Annotated in this window: 16 protein-coding genes and 1 tRNA gene; 8 read left to right on the plus strand and 9 right to left on the minus strand. The window is 64.9% G+C overall.

Translation table 11 applies throughout. The features are described 5' to 3' along the window. Position 1 precedes the first annotated feature (1 nt). From ACXJ1Z_RS08410 to ACXJ1Z_RS08420, 3 genes are all read left to right on the plus strand, one after another. Entirely contained in the window at positions 2–997 is a 996-nt protein-coding gene (locus ACXJ1Z_RS08410; RefSeq protein WP_463781204.1) for an LLM class flavin-dependent oxidoreductase, read from the plus strand. Between the two features lie 76 nt (positions 998–1,073). Further along, a complete protein-coding gene (locus ACXJ1Z_RS08415; RefSeq protein WP_463780977.1) occupies positions 1,074–2,300 on the plus strand; it encodes an NAD(P)/FAD-dependent oxidoreductase in 1,227 nt (408 codons plus the stop codon). Positions 2,301–2,313: 13 nt separating this feature from the next. Further along, positions 2,314–3,585, plus strand: coding sequence for an MFS transporter (locus ACXJ1Z_RS08420; RefSeq protein ID WP_463780978.1), 1,272 nt, complete (start codon positions 2,314–2,316; stop codon positions 3,583–3,585). Here the strand turns inward: ACXJ1Z_RS08420 and queG are convergent. Beyond that, positions 3,575–4,612, minus strand: coding sequence for a tRNA epoxyqueuosine(34) reductase QueG (queG, locus tag ACXJ1Z_RS08425; protein ID WP_463781205.1), 1,038 nt, complete (start codon positions 4,610–4,612; stop codon positions 3,575–3,577). The genes ACXJ1Z_RS08420 and queG overlap by 11 nt on opposite strands. A 97-nt stretch (positions 4,613–4,709) precedes the next feature. Between queG and ACXJ1Z_RS08430 the strand changes: the two genes are divergently transcribed. The 3 genes from ACXJ1Z_RS08430 to msrB are packed head-to-tail and all read left to right on the plus strand — an operon-like array spanning position 4,710 to position 7,500. Then, positions 4,710–5,702 (plus strand): ABC transporter ATP-binding protein, encoded by a 993-nt coding sequence (locus tag ACXJ1Z_RS08430; protein ID WP_463780979.1) that lies wholly within the window; start codon positions 4,710–4,712, stop codon positions 5,700–5,702. Then, positions 5,699–6,961 carry an ABC transporter permease gene (locus ACXJ1Z_RS08435; protein WP_463780980.1) on the plus strand — a complete coding sequence of 421 codons (1,263 nt, stop codon included), beginning with the start codon at positions 5,699–5,701 and terminating at the stop codon, positions 6,959–6,961. The genes ACXJ1Z_RS08430 and ACXJ1Z_RS08435 overlap by 4 nt, the downstream gene beginning before the upstream one ends. Positions 6,962–7,005: 44 nt before the next feature. Further along, positions 7,006–7,500 carry a peptide-methionine (R)-S-oxide reductase MsrB gene (gene msrB / locus ACXJ1Z_RS08440; protein WP_463780981.1) on the plus strand — a complete coding sequence of 165 codons (495 nt, stop codon included), beginning with the start codon at positions 7,006–7,008 and terminating at the stop codon, positions 7,498–7,500. Between the two features lie 32 nt (positions 7,501–7,532). Here the strand turns inward: msrB and ACXJ1Z_RS08445 are convergent, their stop codons facing one another. The 4 genes from ACXJ1Z_RS08445 to ACXJ1Z_RS08460 form a co-directional block, all read right to left on the minus strand. Further along, positions 7,533–8,171, minus strand: coding sequence for a PilZ domain-containing protein (locus ACXJ1Z_RS08445; RefSeq protein ID WP_463780982.1), 639 nt, complete (start codon positions 8,169–8,171; stop codon positions 7,533–7,535). 152 nt (positions 8,172–8,323) lie between these two features. Then, the gene (locus ACXJ1Z_RS08450; RefSeq protein ID WP_463780983.1) at positions 8,324–8,875 is read right to left on the minus strand and encodes a hypothetical protein; all 552 of its coding nucleotides are present in this window, start codon (positions 8,873–8,875) and stop codon (positions 8,324–8,326) included. A 38-nt stretch (positions 8,876–8,913) separates the two neighbouring features. Then, positions 8,914–8,998: transfer RNA gene (locus ACXJ1Z_RS08455), tRNA-Leu, on the minus strand. A gap of 96 nt (positions 8,999–9,094) precedes the next feature. Next, the gene (locus tag ACXJ1Z_RS08460; RefSeq protein WP_463780984.1) at positions 9,095–9,376 is read right to left on the minus strand and encodes an integration host factor subunit beta; all 282 of its coding nucleotides are present in this window, start codon (positions 9,374–9,376) and stop codon (positions 9,095–9,097) included. 237 nt (positions 9,377–9,613) lie between these two features. Here ACXJ1Z_RS08460 and ACXJ1Z_RS08465 point away from each other — a divergent pair, with 237 nt between their 5' ends. Next, the gene (locus ACXJ1Z_RS08465) at positions 9,614–11,269 is read left to right on the plus strand and encodes a peptide MFS transporter (RefSeq protein ID WP_463780985.1); all 1,656 of its coding nucleotides are present in this window, start codon (positions 9,614–9,616) and stop codon (positions 11,267–11,269) included. 242 nt (positions 11,270–11,511) lie between these two features. Next, entirely contained in the window at positions 11,512–12,771 is a 1,260-nt protein-coding gene (locus ACXJ1Z_RS08470; protein WP_463780986.1) for an MFS transporter, read from the plus strand. Positions 12,772–12,942: 171 nt separating this feature from the next. Here ACXJ1Z_RS08470 and dxs read toward each other — a convergent pair whose 3' ends face one another. From dxs to ACXJ1Z_RS08490, 4 genes are all read right to left on the minus strand, one after another. Next, positions 12,943–14,865: a 1-deoxy-D-xylulose-5-phosphate synthase gene (gene dxs, locus ACXJ1Z_RS08475; protein WP_463780987.1), complete on the minus strand. Its 1,923-nt coding sequence runs from the start codon at positions 14,863–14,865 to the stop codon at positions 12,943–12,945. A gap of 110 nt (positions 14,866–14,975) precedes the next feature. Beyond that, a complete protein-coding gene (locus ACXJ1Z_RS08480; protein WP_463780988.1) occupies positions 14,976–15,434 on the minus strand; it encodes a Fur family transcriptional regulator in 459 nt (152 codons plus the stop codon). Positions 15,435–15,514: 80 nt separating this feature from the next. After that, positions 15,515–16,198, minus strand: coding sequence for a peptide-methionine (S)-S-oxide reductase MsrA (gene msrA, locus ACXJ1Z_RS08485; RefSeq protein ID WP_463780989.1), 684 nt, complete (start codon positions 16,196–16,198; stop codon positions 15,515–15,517). Further along, positions 16,195–16,344: a hypothetical protein gene (locus tag ACXJ1Z_RS08490; RefSeq protein WP_463780990.1), complete on the minus strand. Its 150-nt coding sequence runs from the start codon at positions 16,342–16,344 to the stop codon at positions 16,195–16,197. The genes msrA and ACXJ1Z_RS08490 overlap by 4 nt, the downstream gene beginning before the upstream one ends. Positions 16,345–16,454 lie beyond the last annotated feature (110 nt).

Below are 16,454 nucleotides of genomic sequence, written 5' to 3' on the forward strand. Positions count from 1 at the left end.
CATGATCCCCATGTCGGTCCTGGATCTCGTGTCGGTCCGCGAGGGCGGTTCGGTATCCGAGTCGCTCGCCCAGACGGCCTTGACCGCGCAAGTTGCCGAGCGCGCCGGCTACAAGCGGTACTGGGTGGCCGAGCATCACGGCATGGACGGCATCGCCGGGGGTGCGACGTCCGTAGTGCTGGCGCATATCGGCAATGCGACCTCAACCATCCGCATCGGTTCGGGCGGGATCATGCTGCCCAACCACAATCCCTACGTGATCGCCGAGCAGTTCGGCACGCTCGACGCGCTGTTTCCCGGCCGTATCGATCTGGGGCTCGGGCGCGCGCCAGGCGCCGATGGACGGCTGGCCTATGCCTTGCGCAAGGACATCCACAAGGCGTCCGAGGCGTTTCCGCAGGACGTCGTGGAACTGCGCGCGCGCTTCGCGGGCGATCCATCGGTGGGCGTGTCCGCTCCGCAGGCGGCGGGTGCCGACGTCGAGATGTGGATCCTGGGTTCCAGCTTGTTCGGCGCGCAACTAGCGGCGATGCTGGGGATGCCCTATGCGTTCGCCTCGCACTTCGCACCGGCCGCGCTCGATCAGGCGGCGGCGATGTATCGTGAGCGGTTCCAACCCTCCGAGACGCTCGATCGGCCGCACTTCATGGCCGCGATCAACGTGATGGCCGCCGAAACCGACGAAGAGGCGTGGTATCAGGCCTCGACCAACGACCAGTCGTTCGTCGCGCTGCGCACCGGGAATCCCGGCCGCTCGAAGCCTCCGATCCGCGGCTATCGCGATACCTTGCCGGCGCAATCCCTGGCGATGCTGGATCAGATGCGATCGGTCAGCGCGATCGGCTCGCCCAAGACGGTGCGCGAGGGGATCGAGGCATTCGTCGCTCGCACCGGCGCGGACGAGTTGATTCTGTCGGGGTCCACTTATGATCCCGAGGCGCAGCGCCAGTCGCTGGAATTGACGATGGAAGCCTTGCGCCAGCCGGTATCCGCCTGAACGCTCGAACGATGAAGGCACGCGGCTGGCCTGTGGGGCATTGACGCGCGGGCGGTTTTCTCCGACTTCCCGCGTCATGGACAAAGCAGACGTCGTGATCGTGGGAGCAGGGCATGCCGGCGCACAGGCCGCCATCGCCCTGAGGCAGAACGGGTTCACCGGCACCGTCGTGGTGATCGGGCGCGAGCCGGAGTATCCGTACGAGCGGCCGCCGTTGTCCAAGGAATACTTCGCGCGCGAAAAGACCTTCGACCGCCTCTATATCCGCCCGCCGACGTTCTGGGCCGACAAGGAGATCCACTTCGAGCTCGGCGTCGAAGTGACCAAGGTCGATGCCGGCGCGCACGAGGTCACGCTCTCGAATGGCGGCAAACTGGGTTACGGCAAGCTGATCTGGGCAGCCGGCGGCGATCCGCGGCGGCTTTCGTGCCAAGGCGCCGATCTGGCCGGCGTTCATGCGGTACGTACGCGTCAGGACTGCGACTTGCTGATGAGCGAGATCGATGCCGGCACCAACCGCATCGTCGTCATCGGCGGCGGCTATATCGGGCTGGAAGCGGCGGCTGTACTCAGCAAGCTGGGTTGCCACGTCACCTTGCTCGAGGCGCTGCCACGCGTGCTGGCGCGCGTCGCGGGTGAGGAGCTCTCCGCGTTCTACCAGCAGGAACACCGCGATCACGGCGTCGATCTGCGCACCGGAGCGGCGGTCGATTTCATCGTTGGCGACGGGCACAAGGTCACCGGCGTGCAACTTGCCGACGGCGAGGTGCTGCCGGCACAGGCTGTGATCGTCGGTATCGGCATCGTGCCTGCGGTCGGTCCGTTGATCTTCGCTGGGGCGTCCGGCGCCAATGGTATCGACGTGGATGAATTCTGCCGCACGTCCTTGCCCGATATCTATGCGATCGGTGACTGTGCCGCCTTCGCGTGCGAGTTCGCCGGCGGCACCGTGATGCGGGTGGAATCGGTGCAGAACGCCAACGACATGGCGACATGCGTGGCCAAGGCGATCTGCGGCGATGAAAAGCCGTACAAGGCGTTTCCGTGGTTCTGGTCGAACCAGTATGACTTGCGGCTGCAGACCGCCGGGATCAACGTCGGCTTCGACAAGGTGGTTGTTCGCGGCGAACCGGCGACGCGTTCGTTTTCGGTCGTCTATCTCAAGGAGGGCCGCGTGCTGGCGCTCGATTGCGTCAACATGGTCAAGGACTACGTGCAGGGCCGCAAGCTGGTGGAGGCTGGCGCCAAGCCCAATCTGGCCGAGCTGGCGGACAAGGACAAGCCTCTGAAAGAACTGCTCTGATCGGGCAGCGGATTTGAACGTCTATCGCCGCCATGCGCGGGTTTTGACCGCAAGCCTCGTCGGCACGGCAGTCGAATTCTACGACTTCTACATCTATGCCACGGCGGCGGCGCTGGTGTTCGGCCCGCTGTTCTTTCCGGCGACGTCGCCATCGGCGCAGCAACTGGCGGCCTACGCCAGTTTCGGCATCGCCTTTGTCGCCCGCCCATTGGGTGCCGCGTTGTTCGGCCATTTCGGAGACCGCATCGGCCGCAAGTCGACGCTGGTCGCCTCGCTGCTGCTGATGGGCGGTGCGACCGTCCTGATCGGGGTGCTGCCCACGTACCAGAGCATTGGCTGGTACGCGCCGCTGCTGCTGTGCGTCTTGCGATTCGCACAAGGGCTCGGCCTTGGCGGCGAGTGGGGCGGCGCAGCGCTGCTGGCGGTGGAAAACGCACCGGAGGGCTGGCGCGCGCGCTTCGGCATGGCGCCGCAGCTTGGCGCACCGGTCGGTTTTCTGGCGGCCAACGGGCTGTTCCTGATCCTCAGCACCACGATGAGCGATGCGCAATTCATGGGAGGCGGCTGGCGGCTGCCGTTCCTGCTGAGTTCCGTGCTGGTGATCCTGGGATTGTGGATTCGCTTTCGCCTGGCCGACACGCCGGCGCTGGTCGCCGCCCATGTGGAGCAGCACACCACCATTCCCATCGTCGAATTGCTGCGCGATCAATGGCGCCAGACGCTCGCGGGAACTTGCGCCGTCGTCGCCTGCTTCGCGATCTACTACCTCACCACCGCCTTCGCGCTCGGATATGGCACGACCGCGTTGGGATACGACAAGCGCAGCTTTCTGAGCGTGCAGCTGTTCGCGATTCTGTTCATGGCCGCGGGCATTTTCGTTGCGGGTTATGCTGCGGACAAGTGGAGCTCGCGCACCGTGCTCATGACGGGCAGCGCGATCGCGGTACTGGTCGGCTTCGCGATGGGCCCGATGTTCGGATCCGGCTCGCTGGGGTTGGTCGCGCTGTTCCTGTGTATCGGCCTGTTTACGATGGGCTTGGTCTATGGTCCGCTGGCCTCGCTGTTGCCCCAGCTGTTCACCGCCAGGGTGCGCTACACGGGAGTCTCGATCGCCTTCAACGTCGGCGGCATCCTGGGCGGCGGCTTTGCGCCCGCCGTCGCGCAAGGCTTGGCCGATCGTGGCGGTCTGGCGTTCGTCGGCCTCTACATCTCGGGTGCGGCGGTGCTGACGCTGCTTGGCCTGCTGGCGGTGCCGTCCCGCACGGAGCGTGAGTTCAGGGTTTAGCCTGCAGAGCGGTAGCCGCCCAGCGCGCCGCATCGGCGACGACTTCGTCGGGATCGGCCATCAGCGGCGACACATGCTCCAGCAACTCCGTGTGTCCGCTGTTCCCGGCGGCATAGAGACAGTTGCGCACGAAGCGGTTGCGACCGATCCGCTTGATCGGTGATCCGCTAAACAGCATGCGAAATGCCGCATCGTCCAGAGTCAGCAGATCCGCCAGTTCGGGCGCGGCGAGTTCGGCGCGGGGCAGATAGGCGCGAAAGGCATGGGCGTCGCGGGCGAACTTGTTCCAGGGGCATACCGCCAGGCAATCGTCGCAGCCATAGATGCGGTTGCCCAGCTTGCCCCGCAGCTCGATCGGCACGGGCCCCTTGTGCTCGATCGTCAGGTAGCTGATGCAGCGCCTCGCATCGAGGCGGTATGGTTCGGGGAATGCCTGGGTGGGACAGGCATCCTGGCAGGCATGGCACGATCCGCAGCGATCGCGCGCGGGCTGGTCCGGCGGCAGGTCGAGCGTCGTGTAGATCTCGCCCAAGAACAGCCACGAACCGTGCTGGGGACTGACCACATTGGTGTGCTTGCCCTGCCAGCCCAGGCCCGCGGCCTGCGCCAGCGGCTTCTCCATGACGGGTGCGGTATCGGTGAAGACCTTGACCTCGGGCTCGCCCAGGGCCCGCTTCGGTGCCTCGGCCACCAGCCAGCGGGCGAGCGCCTTGAGCGCCTTCTTCAAGGCATCGTGATAATCGCCGCCTTGCGCATAAGCCGAAATCCGCGCGTGTTCGCCATCATCGGCCAACCGCAGCGGGTCGCTCGCCGGGGCATAGCTCATCCCCAGCGCGATCACGCTTTGCGCTTCGGGCCAGAGGGCTTGCGGCGCGCGGCGCTGATGCGCGCGCTCCGCCATCCACGCCATGCTGCCGTGCATGCCTTGCGCAAGCCAGGCGGAAAGCCGGTCGCCGTGAATGGGGTCGCTTCCGGCAGGCGCGATGCCGAAGGCGCAGAAGCCCAGCGTCTGGGCATAGGCGCGCATGTCCGCGACGAACCGCGTAAGCTCGATGTTAACCGGGCTTGCCGATGCTGGCGTTGACTCGGCATCGGCAAGGAGGCCACGGGGTGAAGGCGCCTGCATGAGTCTGGCCATAGGAGACACGCGCTTGGCGGGCAACGTAGCCATGACTTCCGGCCCGCTGGCGATCGAGGCGCGGGGGCTGATCAAGCGCTTCGATGGCTTCACCGCGGTCTATGGCGTCGACCTGTCGGTGCCGCAGGGCGCGATCTACGGCATCCTTGGGCCCAACGGCGCCGGGAAAACCACGACGCTGCGCATGTTGCTGGGGATCATCGAACCCGACGCGGGATATCGCCGTGTCCTGGGCGCAGATCGACCGCACGACGTGGCGCGGGCCATCGGCTATTTGCCCGAAGAACGCGGGTTGTATCCGTCGATGAAGGCAACCGAGGCGATCGCCTTCATCGGTGCCTTGCGCGGGCTGCCGCTGAAGGAGGGACGCCGCCGGGGACGCGAGCTGCTGGAAGCGCATGGTCTGGGTTATGCGGCCGATCGCCAGATCCGCCAGCTTTCGAAAGGCATGGCGCAACAGGTGCAGATCCTGGGCACGCTGGTCCATCGTCCGCGGCTGGTGGTGCTGGACGAGCCGTTCTCCGGCCTCGACGCGCTCAATCAGGGCAAGCTCGAAACGGTGATTCGCGGGCTGGCGCGGGAAGGGACGACCGTCATCTTTTCCACCCACGTCATCGCGCACGCCGAACGGCTGTGTGACGAGGTGGCGATCATCGCGGGCGGCAAGGTGCCGTTCGCTGGCCCAGTTGATGTGGCGCGCGATCGCATCGCGGCGCAAGTGCGATTGGAGACCCGCGTCGAGACGGGGGCGTGGCGGGCCGGACTACCCGCTGACGCGCGGCGTGAGGGGCGTTACTGGAACTTCGCCCTGCCCGAGACGGGTATCGAACCGCTGCTGCGCACCTTGATCGAAGGCGACGCCGGCATCCTGTCGCTATCGATCGAGCGGGCCGGGCTCCACGATGCGTTCGTCGCCATCGCCGGGGAAGCGGCGGCAAAGGCGCTCGAAGCCGGCAAGCCTGAGGAGGAAGGCAAGTGAGCGAGCACCCGCCCTTTGCGACGCCGATCGCCGGTCGTCTGTCGATGCTTGCCGCTGCCTATGTGATCGCGCGGCGTGATTTCGTCGCGATCCTGTTCAGCCGCAGCTTCATATTCTTCCTGCTTGGCCCCCTGTTCATGGTGGCGGTTGCGGGGTTTTCGGGGGGACTTGGCGAGCAGATGCAAGCCGCGAGCCGCCAGCCACATCTAGGCCTGGCGATGACCACAGGCGATATCGACGCTTTCGTCGCATCGCAAAGGGCGCTGGCCGCTCAGCTGGGCGATGCGGTGCCGCCGGTGGTCGTAGTGCGCAGGCTTGCCCCGGGAGAGGCTTTCATCCCGCAGGCGGCACTGGTTCGCAGCCAACGTGACGCCATCGGCGCGGTTCTGACCGGCACCCTCGCGCATCCCATGCTGACCGGAACCGCCGAGCAGCTAGAAGACTGGCGCGGGCCCGTGGCGCTCATCGCGGGCGCGGCAATCCATGGCACACCGCAGCCGGTCCCGGTCGTAGCCCTGCGGCGGACCGCTTCGAGCGCCGCAAGCGAACACAAGGACCAGCTGTTGACGGCGCAAGCCGCACAGACGCTGCTGTTCCTGCTGACGATGCTGCTTGCCGGCATGGTGCTGTCCAATCTCGTCGAGGAGAAAGGCAACAAGGTCATCGAGATCCTCGCGGCGGCGATCCCGATGGATGCGGTGTTCCTTGGCAAGCTGTTCGCGATGCTGGGCGTTTCGTTCGTCGGCATCGGCGTCTGGGGCGCGGCTTCGGGGCTGTTCGTGCTGGTGGCGCACGGCTCGCTGGGAATTTTGCCGGAGCCGGCGGTGGGTTGGCCGCTGCTGATCACGCTCGGCATCGTCTATTTCGCCATGGCTTATCTGCTGCTGGGTTCGGTGTTCCTGGCGATCGGCTCCTTGGCGGCCACCGTGCGTGAAGTGCAGACGCTATCCATGCCGGCGACGATGCTGCAGCTCGTGGTGTTCTTTCTGGCCACTTACGCCATGACCAAGCCGGGAAGCGCGGCCGAGATCTTCGCGGTAATCTTTCCCTTCAGTTCGCCCTTCGCGATGCTGGCACGCGCGGCGCAGCAGCCAGGCCTGGGCCAGCACGTCCTGGCGATCGGCTGGCAGATGCTGTTCGTGGCGGTCATGGTGCGGCTGGGCTCGCAGCTGTTTCGCCGCCGGGTGATGAAGTCCGGTTCGGCAAGCGTTGGGTCGAGGCGCGGTCCGTTCAGGCGGCTGCGCAAAGCGAAAGGCTGAAGGGGCGGATTGAAAAAGCCGCGACGAAGCGCGATCTTCGTTTCATGACATCAGGATCGACATCTCGCCGGCAATTCCTTGGCTGGCTTGGCATCGGCGCCGCCATGCCGGTGATCGCGGCGTGCGGCAGCGACGACGCACAAGCCAAGAGCTTCCCGGTCCGCTTCACGCCAAGCGAGTGGCGCAAGCGATTGACCCCGGCGCAGTTCCACATCCTGCGTGAGGAAGGAACCGAGCAGCCGTTTTCATCACCGCTGAACAACGAGCATCGCAAGGGTACGTTCGTGTGCGCTGCAGACGGCCAGGCGCTATATTCCTCGGCGACGAAGTTCGACAGCGGGACCGGCTGGCCCAGCTTCTGGAAGCCGCTTCCGGGCGGGGTGGGGACATCGACGGACTTCTCGTTGGGTTATCCGCGCACCGAAGTGCACTGCACCCGGTGCGGCGGCCATCTCGGCCACGTCTTCGACGACGGCCCCAAGCCCACCGGAAAGCGGTACTGCATGAACGGTGCGGCGATGCGGTTCCGGGTCGCCTAAACCAGGTCGAAGGTGAAAAAAGCCGGTCCGGCTCAGGCGGCGATGGAGCCCTGATCGTCGTGGTCCATCCGCTCGGCGCGCTGGGCCAACTCCTCCAGCCCCATCAACTGGCTGAACACGACGCCGTATTCAGGTTCGCGGCGCCAGCATACGGTGGCCTCGAACAATGGCAGCTCGCGCGCCTCGAGCCAGAACTTCTGGCCGATCGCCAGCCGGGTCGGGATGTTCAGTCGGGCGCCTTGGCGTGAAATATCGAGGATGGTCGCCGTCATCACGGTGTCGTTCATAGTGCGGACCTTGGCGGCGTGATGCACCCGAAGGCGCAAGGGCCGCTTGGGGTAGGGCCCCGACTCCTTTACGAAGGCGTCTACGTCGATCGGCTGCTGGAAGCGAAAACCTGCTTCGCCGTTGGCTTCCCAAACCAGCTGCATCGGATAGTGTTGCCCGCTGGCGGTCTCGATCAGCAGAACCTCGGCGCGCGGAGCGGCATGGAACAGCCGCAGCTTGACCCCGGTTTCCGACACGTCGCGGATGATGCACAGGTACTCGGCCCCGTCGGCAAGCAGCTTGGCACTGCGCAGCATGAGCGCGAAGCGAGGCGCACCGCGCAAGTCCGCAACCGATGGCGGGGCATCCGCTTGATGGGCCTGGCTTTGAACAATGTCTTGCATCTGCACCCTCAGCTGGCCCGCACGCCGTCACTGGCGGTAAGCAGCACGACGCGATCAGCGGATATACGCTGTTGATTAGCTGCCCCGTTCCTAAAAAATCGTGAAACTTGCTCTACGATTAACACCATGTTGCCATGCGCAGGCATCGGTGTTCATGGCTCCCACTCTCGCAACGCAGCGTCATAGGCGTCGCGAGCCTCGCGCCGTTTGGCTTGAAGGTGTTCAAATTGCCGGGCAAATCGCGCCTCGCTGGCCTTGCGCTCGGCCGTCAGGGCCAGCTCTCGCTTGCGCAAGTCTTGCTCGGCTTTTTGCTGTTCTTGTTCCAGCACCGTGAGCGCATGTTCGGCGGCCTCCACGTCGGCCCTGCTGGGTCGCGGGCGTGGCGGCTTGCGGGGCGGGGGCGCCGGTGCGGCGATATCCTTGCCTGTCTTTGCGGATGCGGTGCGCCTGGCCTTTCGACGCGGAAGCTTTCCCAAGGCCGCGACCTGTTCTTCCAAGCCGCCGCGCGTACGATAGACGACCTCGCCAGGATTGCTCAAAGCATCGCTCGCCAAGGCGGGATCGGTAACCTCTTCGGCGGATCCACGCGCGAAAAGATCCTTTTGCGTTCCCCACGCCCGCAAGGCCGCCGCTCGGCTGGGAGCTGCGACATAGGCGTCGCGAAAGCCGACCGCAGTGCGAAAAACCTTCAGCTTGCGGGGCAAAATAGTACCTGCCGGCTGAACCTGATGGTCAGGCGATCTGGTGCGGACGGCGGGACTCGAACCCGCACTGAGAACCTCAAGCGGATTTTAAGTCCGCTGCGTCTACCATTCCGCCACGTCCGCATCGGGCCGGATATCGTCACCGGCAACCTCTGGCAGATCGCTTCACGCCGGGCAATGGTCGCTTCGGCATGGCGGGACGGCGAGGGGCGGTAGATCTTAGCTGACGTTGAGCCGCAGCCGCATGTCCTTGCCCGGCTTGAAATAGGGAACGCGCTTCTCCGCCACTTCGACCGCTTCTCCGGTGCGTGGGTTGCGACCCTTGCGGCCATCGCGCTGGCGGGTCGAAAACGCGCCAAATCCACGCAGTTCGACGCGTCCGCCCGCTGACAGGCTTTCCGAGATCTCGTCGAAGAACGTATCCAGTGCGCGTTCGACGTCATCGATGCGAAGCTCGGGGTTTTCCTTGGCCAGCGACTGCAGCAACTCGGACCGGATCATATGAACCCCTACCAAAGGGCAGCTAGATGCTGCCTTCCCACGGTGGCAGAGTGCCATTTTCCTGGTAGTTTCGCAATGGTGAATGGCGCCTTGGCAACGTCGTTCCGGCCAGGACGTGTCCGTGTTGCGACGCGCCCGGCGTTAGCGGGCTACCCATGGTCCTTTACGCTTTGATTGCAGCGGATTGCTCGCTAACCATCGTCGTTTGCGCACGCACTACGGCTCTAAGGACACCGCATGAAGGAAATCGGCAGCTGGAACGAGGGTGACTGGATCGGGGCGATAGCCGCCGTCGCGCTTTTCGCGGTCCTGATCATCGGCGGCATCATCGCCACGCGCAAGAGCGAGGAATTCGCCGGCCATCCGCGCGGCTTGTTCGTGCTGTTCTATGCCGAAATGTGGGAGCGGTTTTCCTATTACGGCATGCGCGCGTTGCTGGTGTTGTACCTGGCCAAGTTCTGGCTGTTCACCGATGGCAAGTCCAACCTGATCTATGGTGCCTATACCAGCCTCGTCTACATCACCCCGGTGCTGGGTGGTTATCTGGCGGACCGTTACCTCGGCCAGCGCAAGGCGGTGTTCTATGGCGGCGTGCTGCTGGCGATCGGCCATCTGTTCATGGCGGTCGAGGGCATGCACGGCGTCACCGATCCCGCGATCAAGCAGGCGGACCCGGCGATCAACGTGTTCTGGCTCGCGCTGTCGCTGATCATCGTCGGCTCGGGCTTCCTGAAGGCCAACATCTCGGTGATCGTCGGCCAGCTCTATCGCATGACCGACCCACGCCGCGATGCCGCCTACACGATCTTCTACATGGGCGTGAACGTCGGCGCGGCCATGGGTACGATCCTAGTCGGCTACCTGGGCGAGACGATTGGCTGGTCGTGGGGCTTTGGCCTGGCCGGCATCGGCATGGCGCTGGGCCTCGTCATCTTCAGCTTCGGCAAGCCGGCGCTGCGCGGCAACGGCGAGCCGCCGGTACCCCTGAACCGCAGCCGCGAGTGGACGCTCTATGGCATCGGCCTTGCCGCCGTCGTCGTGATCTGGCTGCTGGTGCAGTACCAGGACGTGATCCAGAGCCTGCTGATGGTGTCGGGCGTGGCGATGCTGCTCTACACGCTGTACGAAGCATTCAAGCTGCCCAAGGAGCCGCGCGAGCGCATCTTCGCGATCCTGTTCCTGGTTGCGCTCAACCCGGTGTTCTGGGGCCTGTTCGAGCAGGCGGGCGGCAGCCTGAGCCTCTACACCGATAAGTTCGTCGACCGGGGCGGCGTGCCGACCAGCCTGTTCCAGTCAATCAACCCGATCTACATCGTGATCTTCGCCCCCCTGTTTGCGGCCTTGTGGCAGTACCTGGGCCGCAAGGGTGTCGAGCCATCGGCACCCGCCAAGTTCGGTCTTGCGCTGGTGCAGGTTGGCGTATCGTTCCTGCTGTTCGTGTGGGGCGCTAACTCGGTCGGTCCGGCGGTCATGACGCCGGTCATCTTCGTGTTCCTGATCTACCTGTTGCAGACAACCGGCGAGCTGTGCCTGTCGCCGGTAGGCTTGTCGGCGATGACGCGGCTTTCGCCGGTGCACCTGAGCGGGTTCATCATGGGCGCCTGGTTCTACATGACTGCCGTGGGCAACTTCGTGGCCGGCAAGATCGGTGAGGCGACCGGCGGCGAAAGCGGCGTGATGAGCAAGGAACTGACGCTGGCCATCTACGCCAAGATCGGTTGGGTCACGATCGGCGTCGCCGTCGTGGTGCTGCTGCTGTCACCCATCGTCAAGAAGTGGATGCACGTGGACACGCTGGTCGACCGCGATCCCGGCGATGACCTGCGCGGCCAGGCGCAGGCGGGATTGGACAATCAGGAAGCGGGCATCCACCCCGAGGTCCGGCCGCGCTAGCCAGCGGGTTCCGCAAGGGAGGCGCTCGGCTTGTGGCCAGCGCATGATCGAGCGGGCGTTCTCGAAGCTTGAGGGTCGGTAAGCCCATGACCTCCGCTTCGCTGACGCGATGGAGCGCCGTCCACGGCGCGGCATCCGGACCGAGAGGGCTGGACGTATCCGGGTGAGACGGTCAGAACGGCGGCTGATATAGCGGCGGCACAAGATCAAGGGCGCCGCTTATAGGTAGAGGACGCCTTTCGATGACGTATTTCACCGAGTTGGCCCGCAATTGGCGCCCGCTTCTGGCGGCGACGATCGGCATGGCCAGTGGCATGTCGATCGTGGGGACCATCACCAGTACGATTGCGCCGACGTTGATCGCCGACACCAAGTGGCCCAAGTCGGAATTCGCGATGGTGGGCAGCCTGGCGCTGCTGATGTCGTTCATCTTCCCCCTGGTCGGGCGTCTTGCCGATACCATCGGCGTACGCTGGACTGCGCTGATCGGCCAGGTCTCGCTGCCGCTGATCTATCTTGCATACAGCCTGATGGGCGGACAGCTGTGGGTCTATATCGTGATCTTCTCGCTGCAGAGCCTGCTGTGCGTCACCACGACATCGACGGTCTATACCCGTGCCGCCGTCCAGCACGTCGAGCGCGCCCGTGGCCTGGCGCTGGCGATCGTGGCTTCCGGCCCTGCAATCGCCGGGATCTTCATCGCTCCGATCCTCAACGCTTATGTCGAAGCGAACGGGTGGCGCGCAAGCTATCAGGCCATCGCGATCTTCACCGCCATCGCTGGGCTGGTGACGTTCCTGCTGCTGCCACCCGATCGCGGCACACGCACGACGACGGCCCCGAAGCGTCGCGCGCGTGAGGATTATCCCCTGATCCTGCGGTCGCGCCCGTTCTGGATCCTGCTCGTATCGATGTTGTTGTGCAATCTGCCGCAGACCATCGTGCTGGTGCAGCTCAAGCTGCTGCTGCTTGCCAACGGCATTACGGGCGAGGGCGCAGCAGTGATGCTGAGCGCGGTGTCGGTGGGGATGCTCGCCGGACGGTTCGTCACCGGGATCGCGTTGGACCGGTTCAATGCCGTGATCACGTCGTTCGTGGGTCTGGCGCTGCCTTGCGTCGGGCTGTTCCTGCTGGCATCCAGCCTGGATACGCCTGCGATCATCACCTTCGCCGTGTTCTGCCTGGGCTTCGCGTTCGGTGCCGAGGGCGACATCATCGCCTTCCTCGTCGCCCGTCATTTCGGCGTGGCCGTTTACAGTTCCACTCTTGGCTTGCTCACCGCCGCCATGTCGTTTTCGACGGCAGCGGGTGCGATGCTGCTTGGCCTGACGCTGGCAAGCACCGGTGGCTACGAACTGTTTCTCGTCATCGTCGGGTTCGCCGTGTTGCTCGGTGCCTCCTCGATCCTCCTGCTCGGCCGTGGCAGCAAGCCGGGCCCGGAGGCCGAGGCGCTGGAAGCCGGCATCCCGAACCCCGGTGTCATCGGAACGGGGCAAGCCTGATCCAGGCGCGATGGATGGGCCCTGGATCGCCATCCGGCAGTCCAAGGGCTCGTTCATCGACGAGGATACGATCTGCACGCAACGAAGGGCGGCGGGCCGCGCTTGGTCTGCCATCTGGTTCCGACAGCGCGAGGCTCAGGCTTTAGCGGCTCACTGTAAAGCAGCCTTGATCTAGGCGCGCGCCTCGGTCACGCCGGCGCTGTTGTGACGCAAGGCCTTGAGCACGGTGTCGACGATCTGCGGCGCGTTGAGGCCGGCTTCGTCGTATTGCTTGTCGGGCTTGTCGTGATCCTGGAACACGTCGGGCAAGCGCATCGTGCGGATCTTCAGTCCGCCGTCCGTCAGCCCTTCATCGCTGGCCAGCGTAAGGACGTGGGCGCCAAGGCCGCCGATCGAGCCTTCCTCGACCGTCACGATCACTTCGTGGCTGAGCATCAGCTTGCGGATGAGTTCCGAATCGAGCGGCTTGGCGAAACGCAGGTCGGCAACGGTCGTCGAAAGCCCCTTGGCTTCTAGCGTATCGGCTGCCTTGAGCGCTTCGGCCAGGCGGGTGCCGAGCGACATGATGGCGACTTTCGTGCCCTCACGAACGATCCGGCCCTTGCCGATCGGCAGCAACTGGGGCGTCTCGGGCAGAGGGACGCCCACCCCGTTTCCTCTGGGATAACGAAAGGCGATCGGACCCGCGTCGTGCTGCGCGGCGGTGTGGACCATGTGCACCAGTTCGGCCTCGTCCGCCGCCGCCATGACGACCAGATTGGGCAGGGTCGCCAGGTACGTCACGTCGAACGATCCTGCGTGAGTCGCGCCGTCCGCACCGACCAGCCCGGCGCGATCGATCGCGAAGCGCACCGGCAGGTTCTGGATCGCCACGTCATGCACCACCTGATCGAAGGCGCGCTGGAGGAACGTCGAATAAATTGCGCAGAACGGCCGCATGCCTTGTGCGGCGAGGCCGGCGGCGAACGTGACGGCGTGCTGTTCGGCTATGCCGACGTCGAAGTTGCGCTCCGGAAAGCGCTGGCCGAACTTGTCGAGCCCGGTGCCGCCCGGCATCGCCGCGGTGATCGCGCAGATGCGGCTGTCCTGCTCGGCCTCTGCCAGCAGAGCGGCGGCGAACACGTTGGTGTAGCTAGGCGGACCGCTCGCGCTCTTGACCTGTTCGCCGGTGATGACGTCGAATTGCTGAACCGCGTGCAGCTTGTCAGCCGCCGCTTCGGCAAGCGCGTAGCCCTTGCCCTTCTGCGTCACGACATGGATCAGGATCGGGCCGGCCGCTGCATCGCGCACGTTCTCCAGCACCGGTACCAGCGCGTCGAGATCATGACCATCGATGGGGCCGACGTAATAGAAGCCCAGTTCTTCGAACAAGGTGCCGCCCATCGCCATGCCGCGCGCGAACTCGTCGGTCTTGCGAGCGGCGTTGTGCAACGGGCGAGGCAGCTTGCGCGCGAACTTGCGCGCCAGTTCGCGCAAGCCCAGAAATTGCCCGGAAGACACCAGGCGCGCAAGGTATGCCGAAAGCCCACCGACGGGCGGCGCGATCGACATGTCGTTGTCGTTGAGCACCACGACCAAGCGATTGCCCGCCTCGCGCGCGTTGTTCATCGCCTCGTAGGCCATCCCGGCGCTCATCGCGCCATCACCGATCACGGCGATGCCGCGGCCCGGCGAACCGGTCAGCTTGTTGGCGATGGCGAAGCCCAGTGCCGCCGAGATCGACGTGGAGCTGTGGGCGGTGCCGAAGGGGTCGTATTCGCTTTCACCACGCTTGGTGAAGCCGGACAATCCACCGCCCTGGCGGATGGTGCGAATGCGGCTGCGGCGCCCGGTGAGGATCTTGTGGGGATAGGCCTGATGGCCGACGTCCCAGATCAGGCGATCATCGGGCGTGTTGAAAACGTAGTGCAACGCTACCGTCAATTCGACCACGCCAAGCCCCGAGCCGAAGTGCCCGCCCGTTTGGCCCACGGCCGAAATCATCTCCGTTCGCAACTCGTCCGCCAGCTGTCGCAGCTGGGTCGGTTTGAGCAGGCGGAGATCGTCGGGGGTGTCGACGGTATCGAGGAGTGGCGTTGCCGGGTCGGCTGTCATGTCAAGCTTCTACACGTGCGTTGATACGCTGTCGAATAGCGCGAAGGTGCATTATGAGTGTCGTCACCCGAATGACAGGGAAAAACCGCTATCAGGCGATTTGCCTCGGTTCACGCGCACGCGGCGCAGGTTCCGCGCAACTCCACCACCGGGCGCACATCGGCGAACCCGGCGCCGCGTGCGGCGGCAACGAGCGCGCCGGTCATGCGATCGTCATCGATATGCGTGACCGTACCGCAGGCATCGCAGATCAGGAAAATACAGTCGTGGCGACATCCCGGATGGCTGTTGGCGATGTAGGCGTTGGCGCTTTCGACCCGGCGCGCCAAGTTGGTGCGCACGAACAGGTCCAGGATCCGGTAGACGCTGTTGGGCGCCACGCGCTTTCCGCGTATAGCGGAGACGCTTTCGGCCAGATCATAGGCCGATGCGGGGCGATCATGGGCGGCAAGCGCAGCGAACACGTTGGCGCGCATGTCCGTCCATTGCTCGCCCGCTCCGGTCAGGGCGGTGCGGGCGGCGGTGACGAGATGCTCGCCCGAATGCTCATGATGATTGTGTAGGGACATTACGCCGATATGGCGCTGCGCCGGCGCGCGCGCAATTGCCGCGAGTCAGGCAGAGTGATCTGGCCTCGCGATGCGGGGTTTCAGCCCTTGGTGAACCCGGTCTTGTAGAGGGCGGGATAGCCCTTCTGGAATGCCGCGACCTTGGGTGCGTCCCAGCGCAGGATGTAGCCGTTGTCGGGGTTCCTGGAGGCGAAATCCTGATGATGAGGCTCGGCCGGATAGAACCCACGGAACGGCTCGATGGCGGTCACGATCGGTCGTGACCACAGCCCCGATTTGCCCAACTGCGCGACATACGCCTTGGCGACCCGCGACTGCTCGGCATTGAGCGGGACCAGTGCCGAGCGATACTGCGTGCCGCTGTCCGGACCCTGCCGGTTCAACAAGGTGGGATCGGCAACGACCGAGAAGTAGATCTGCAACAGCTGGTCGTAACGTACCACGCTGGGATCCCACGTCACGCGCACCGACTCGGCATGTCCCGTGCTGCCGCTGCTGACCGTGTCATAGTTGGCGGTCGAGCGGGCGCCGCCAGTATAACCCGAAACGGCGCTGGTGACGCCCTTGACGTGGCTGAAGACCGCCTCGACGCCCCAGAAGCAACCACCCGCAAAAATGGCGGTCTCGCGCTTGCCGACATCGTGCGACTTCACCATCGCCACAGGTGCGTTGACCGACGTCTCGGCCATTGCCGGCTGCAGGCAACCGCTTACCGCCATGCTGAAGCCGGCCAGAGCAAAGGCGCGAAACGCCAGACGGCTCACTTTACCGACGCTGCCTGAGCGGGCGGGACGACGCCGTTGGCGATCTTGGCCGCGGAATCGAGGCCCATCGTGCCAAGCACCAGAGCGGCGCCGCCGGCAAATCCGAGTGCCATGTAACGGGCGATTTCGTTCTTCAAAATACGCATAGTCTTGTTCCGTTCGTGGTCTGATCCAGTCCACCGTCGAGGGCGGTCTGAACCTTCCACGCTTGCGCTTAGCTGAATGCCGCCATCAAATTGCCATGTTTGCCCTGGAC

This window comes from Novosphingobium sp. TK46, from assembly GCF_055361525.1.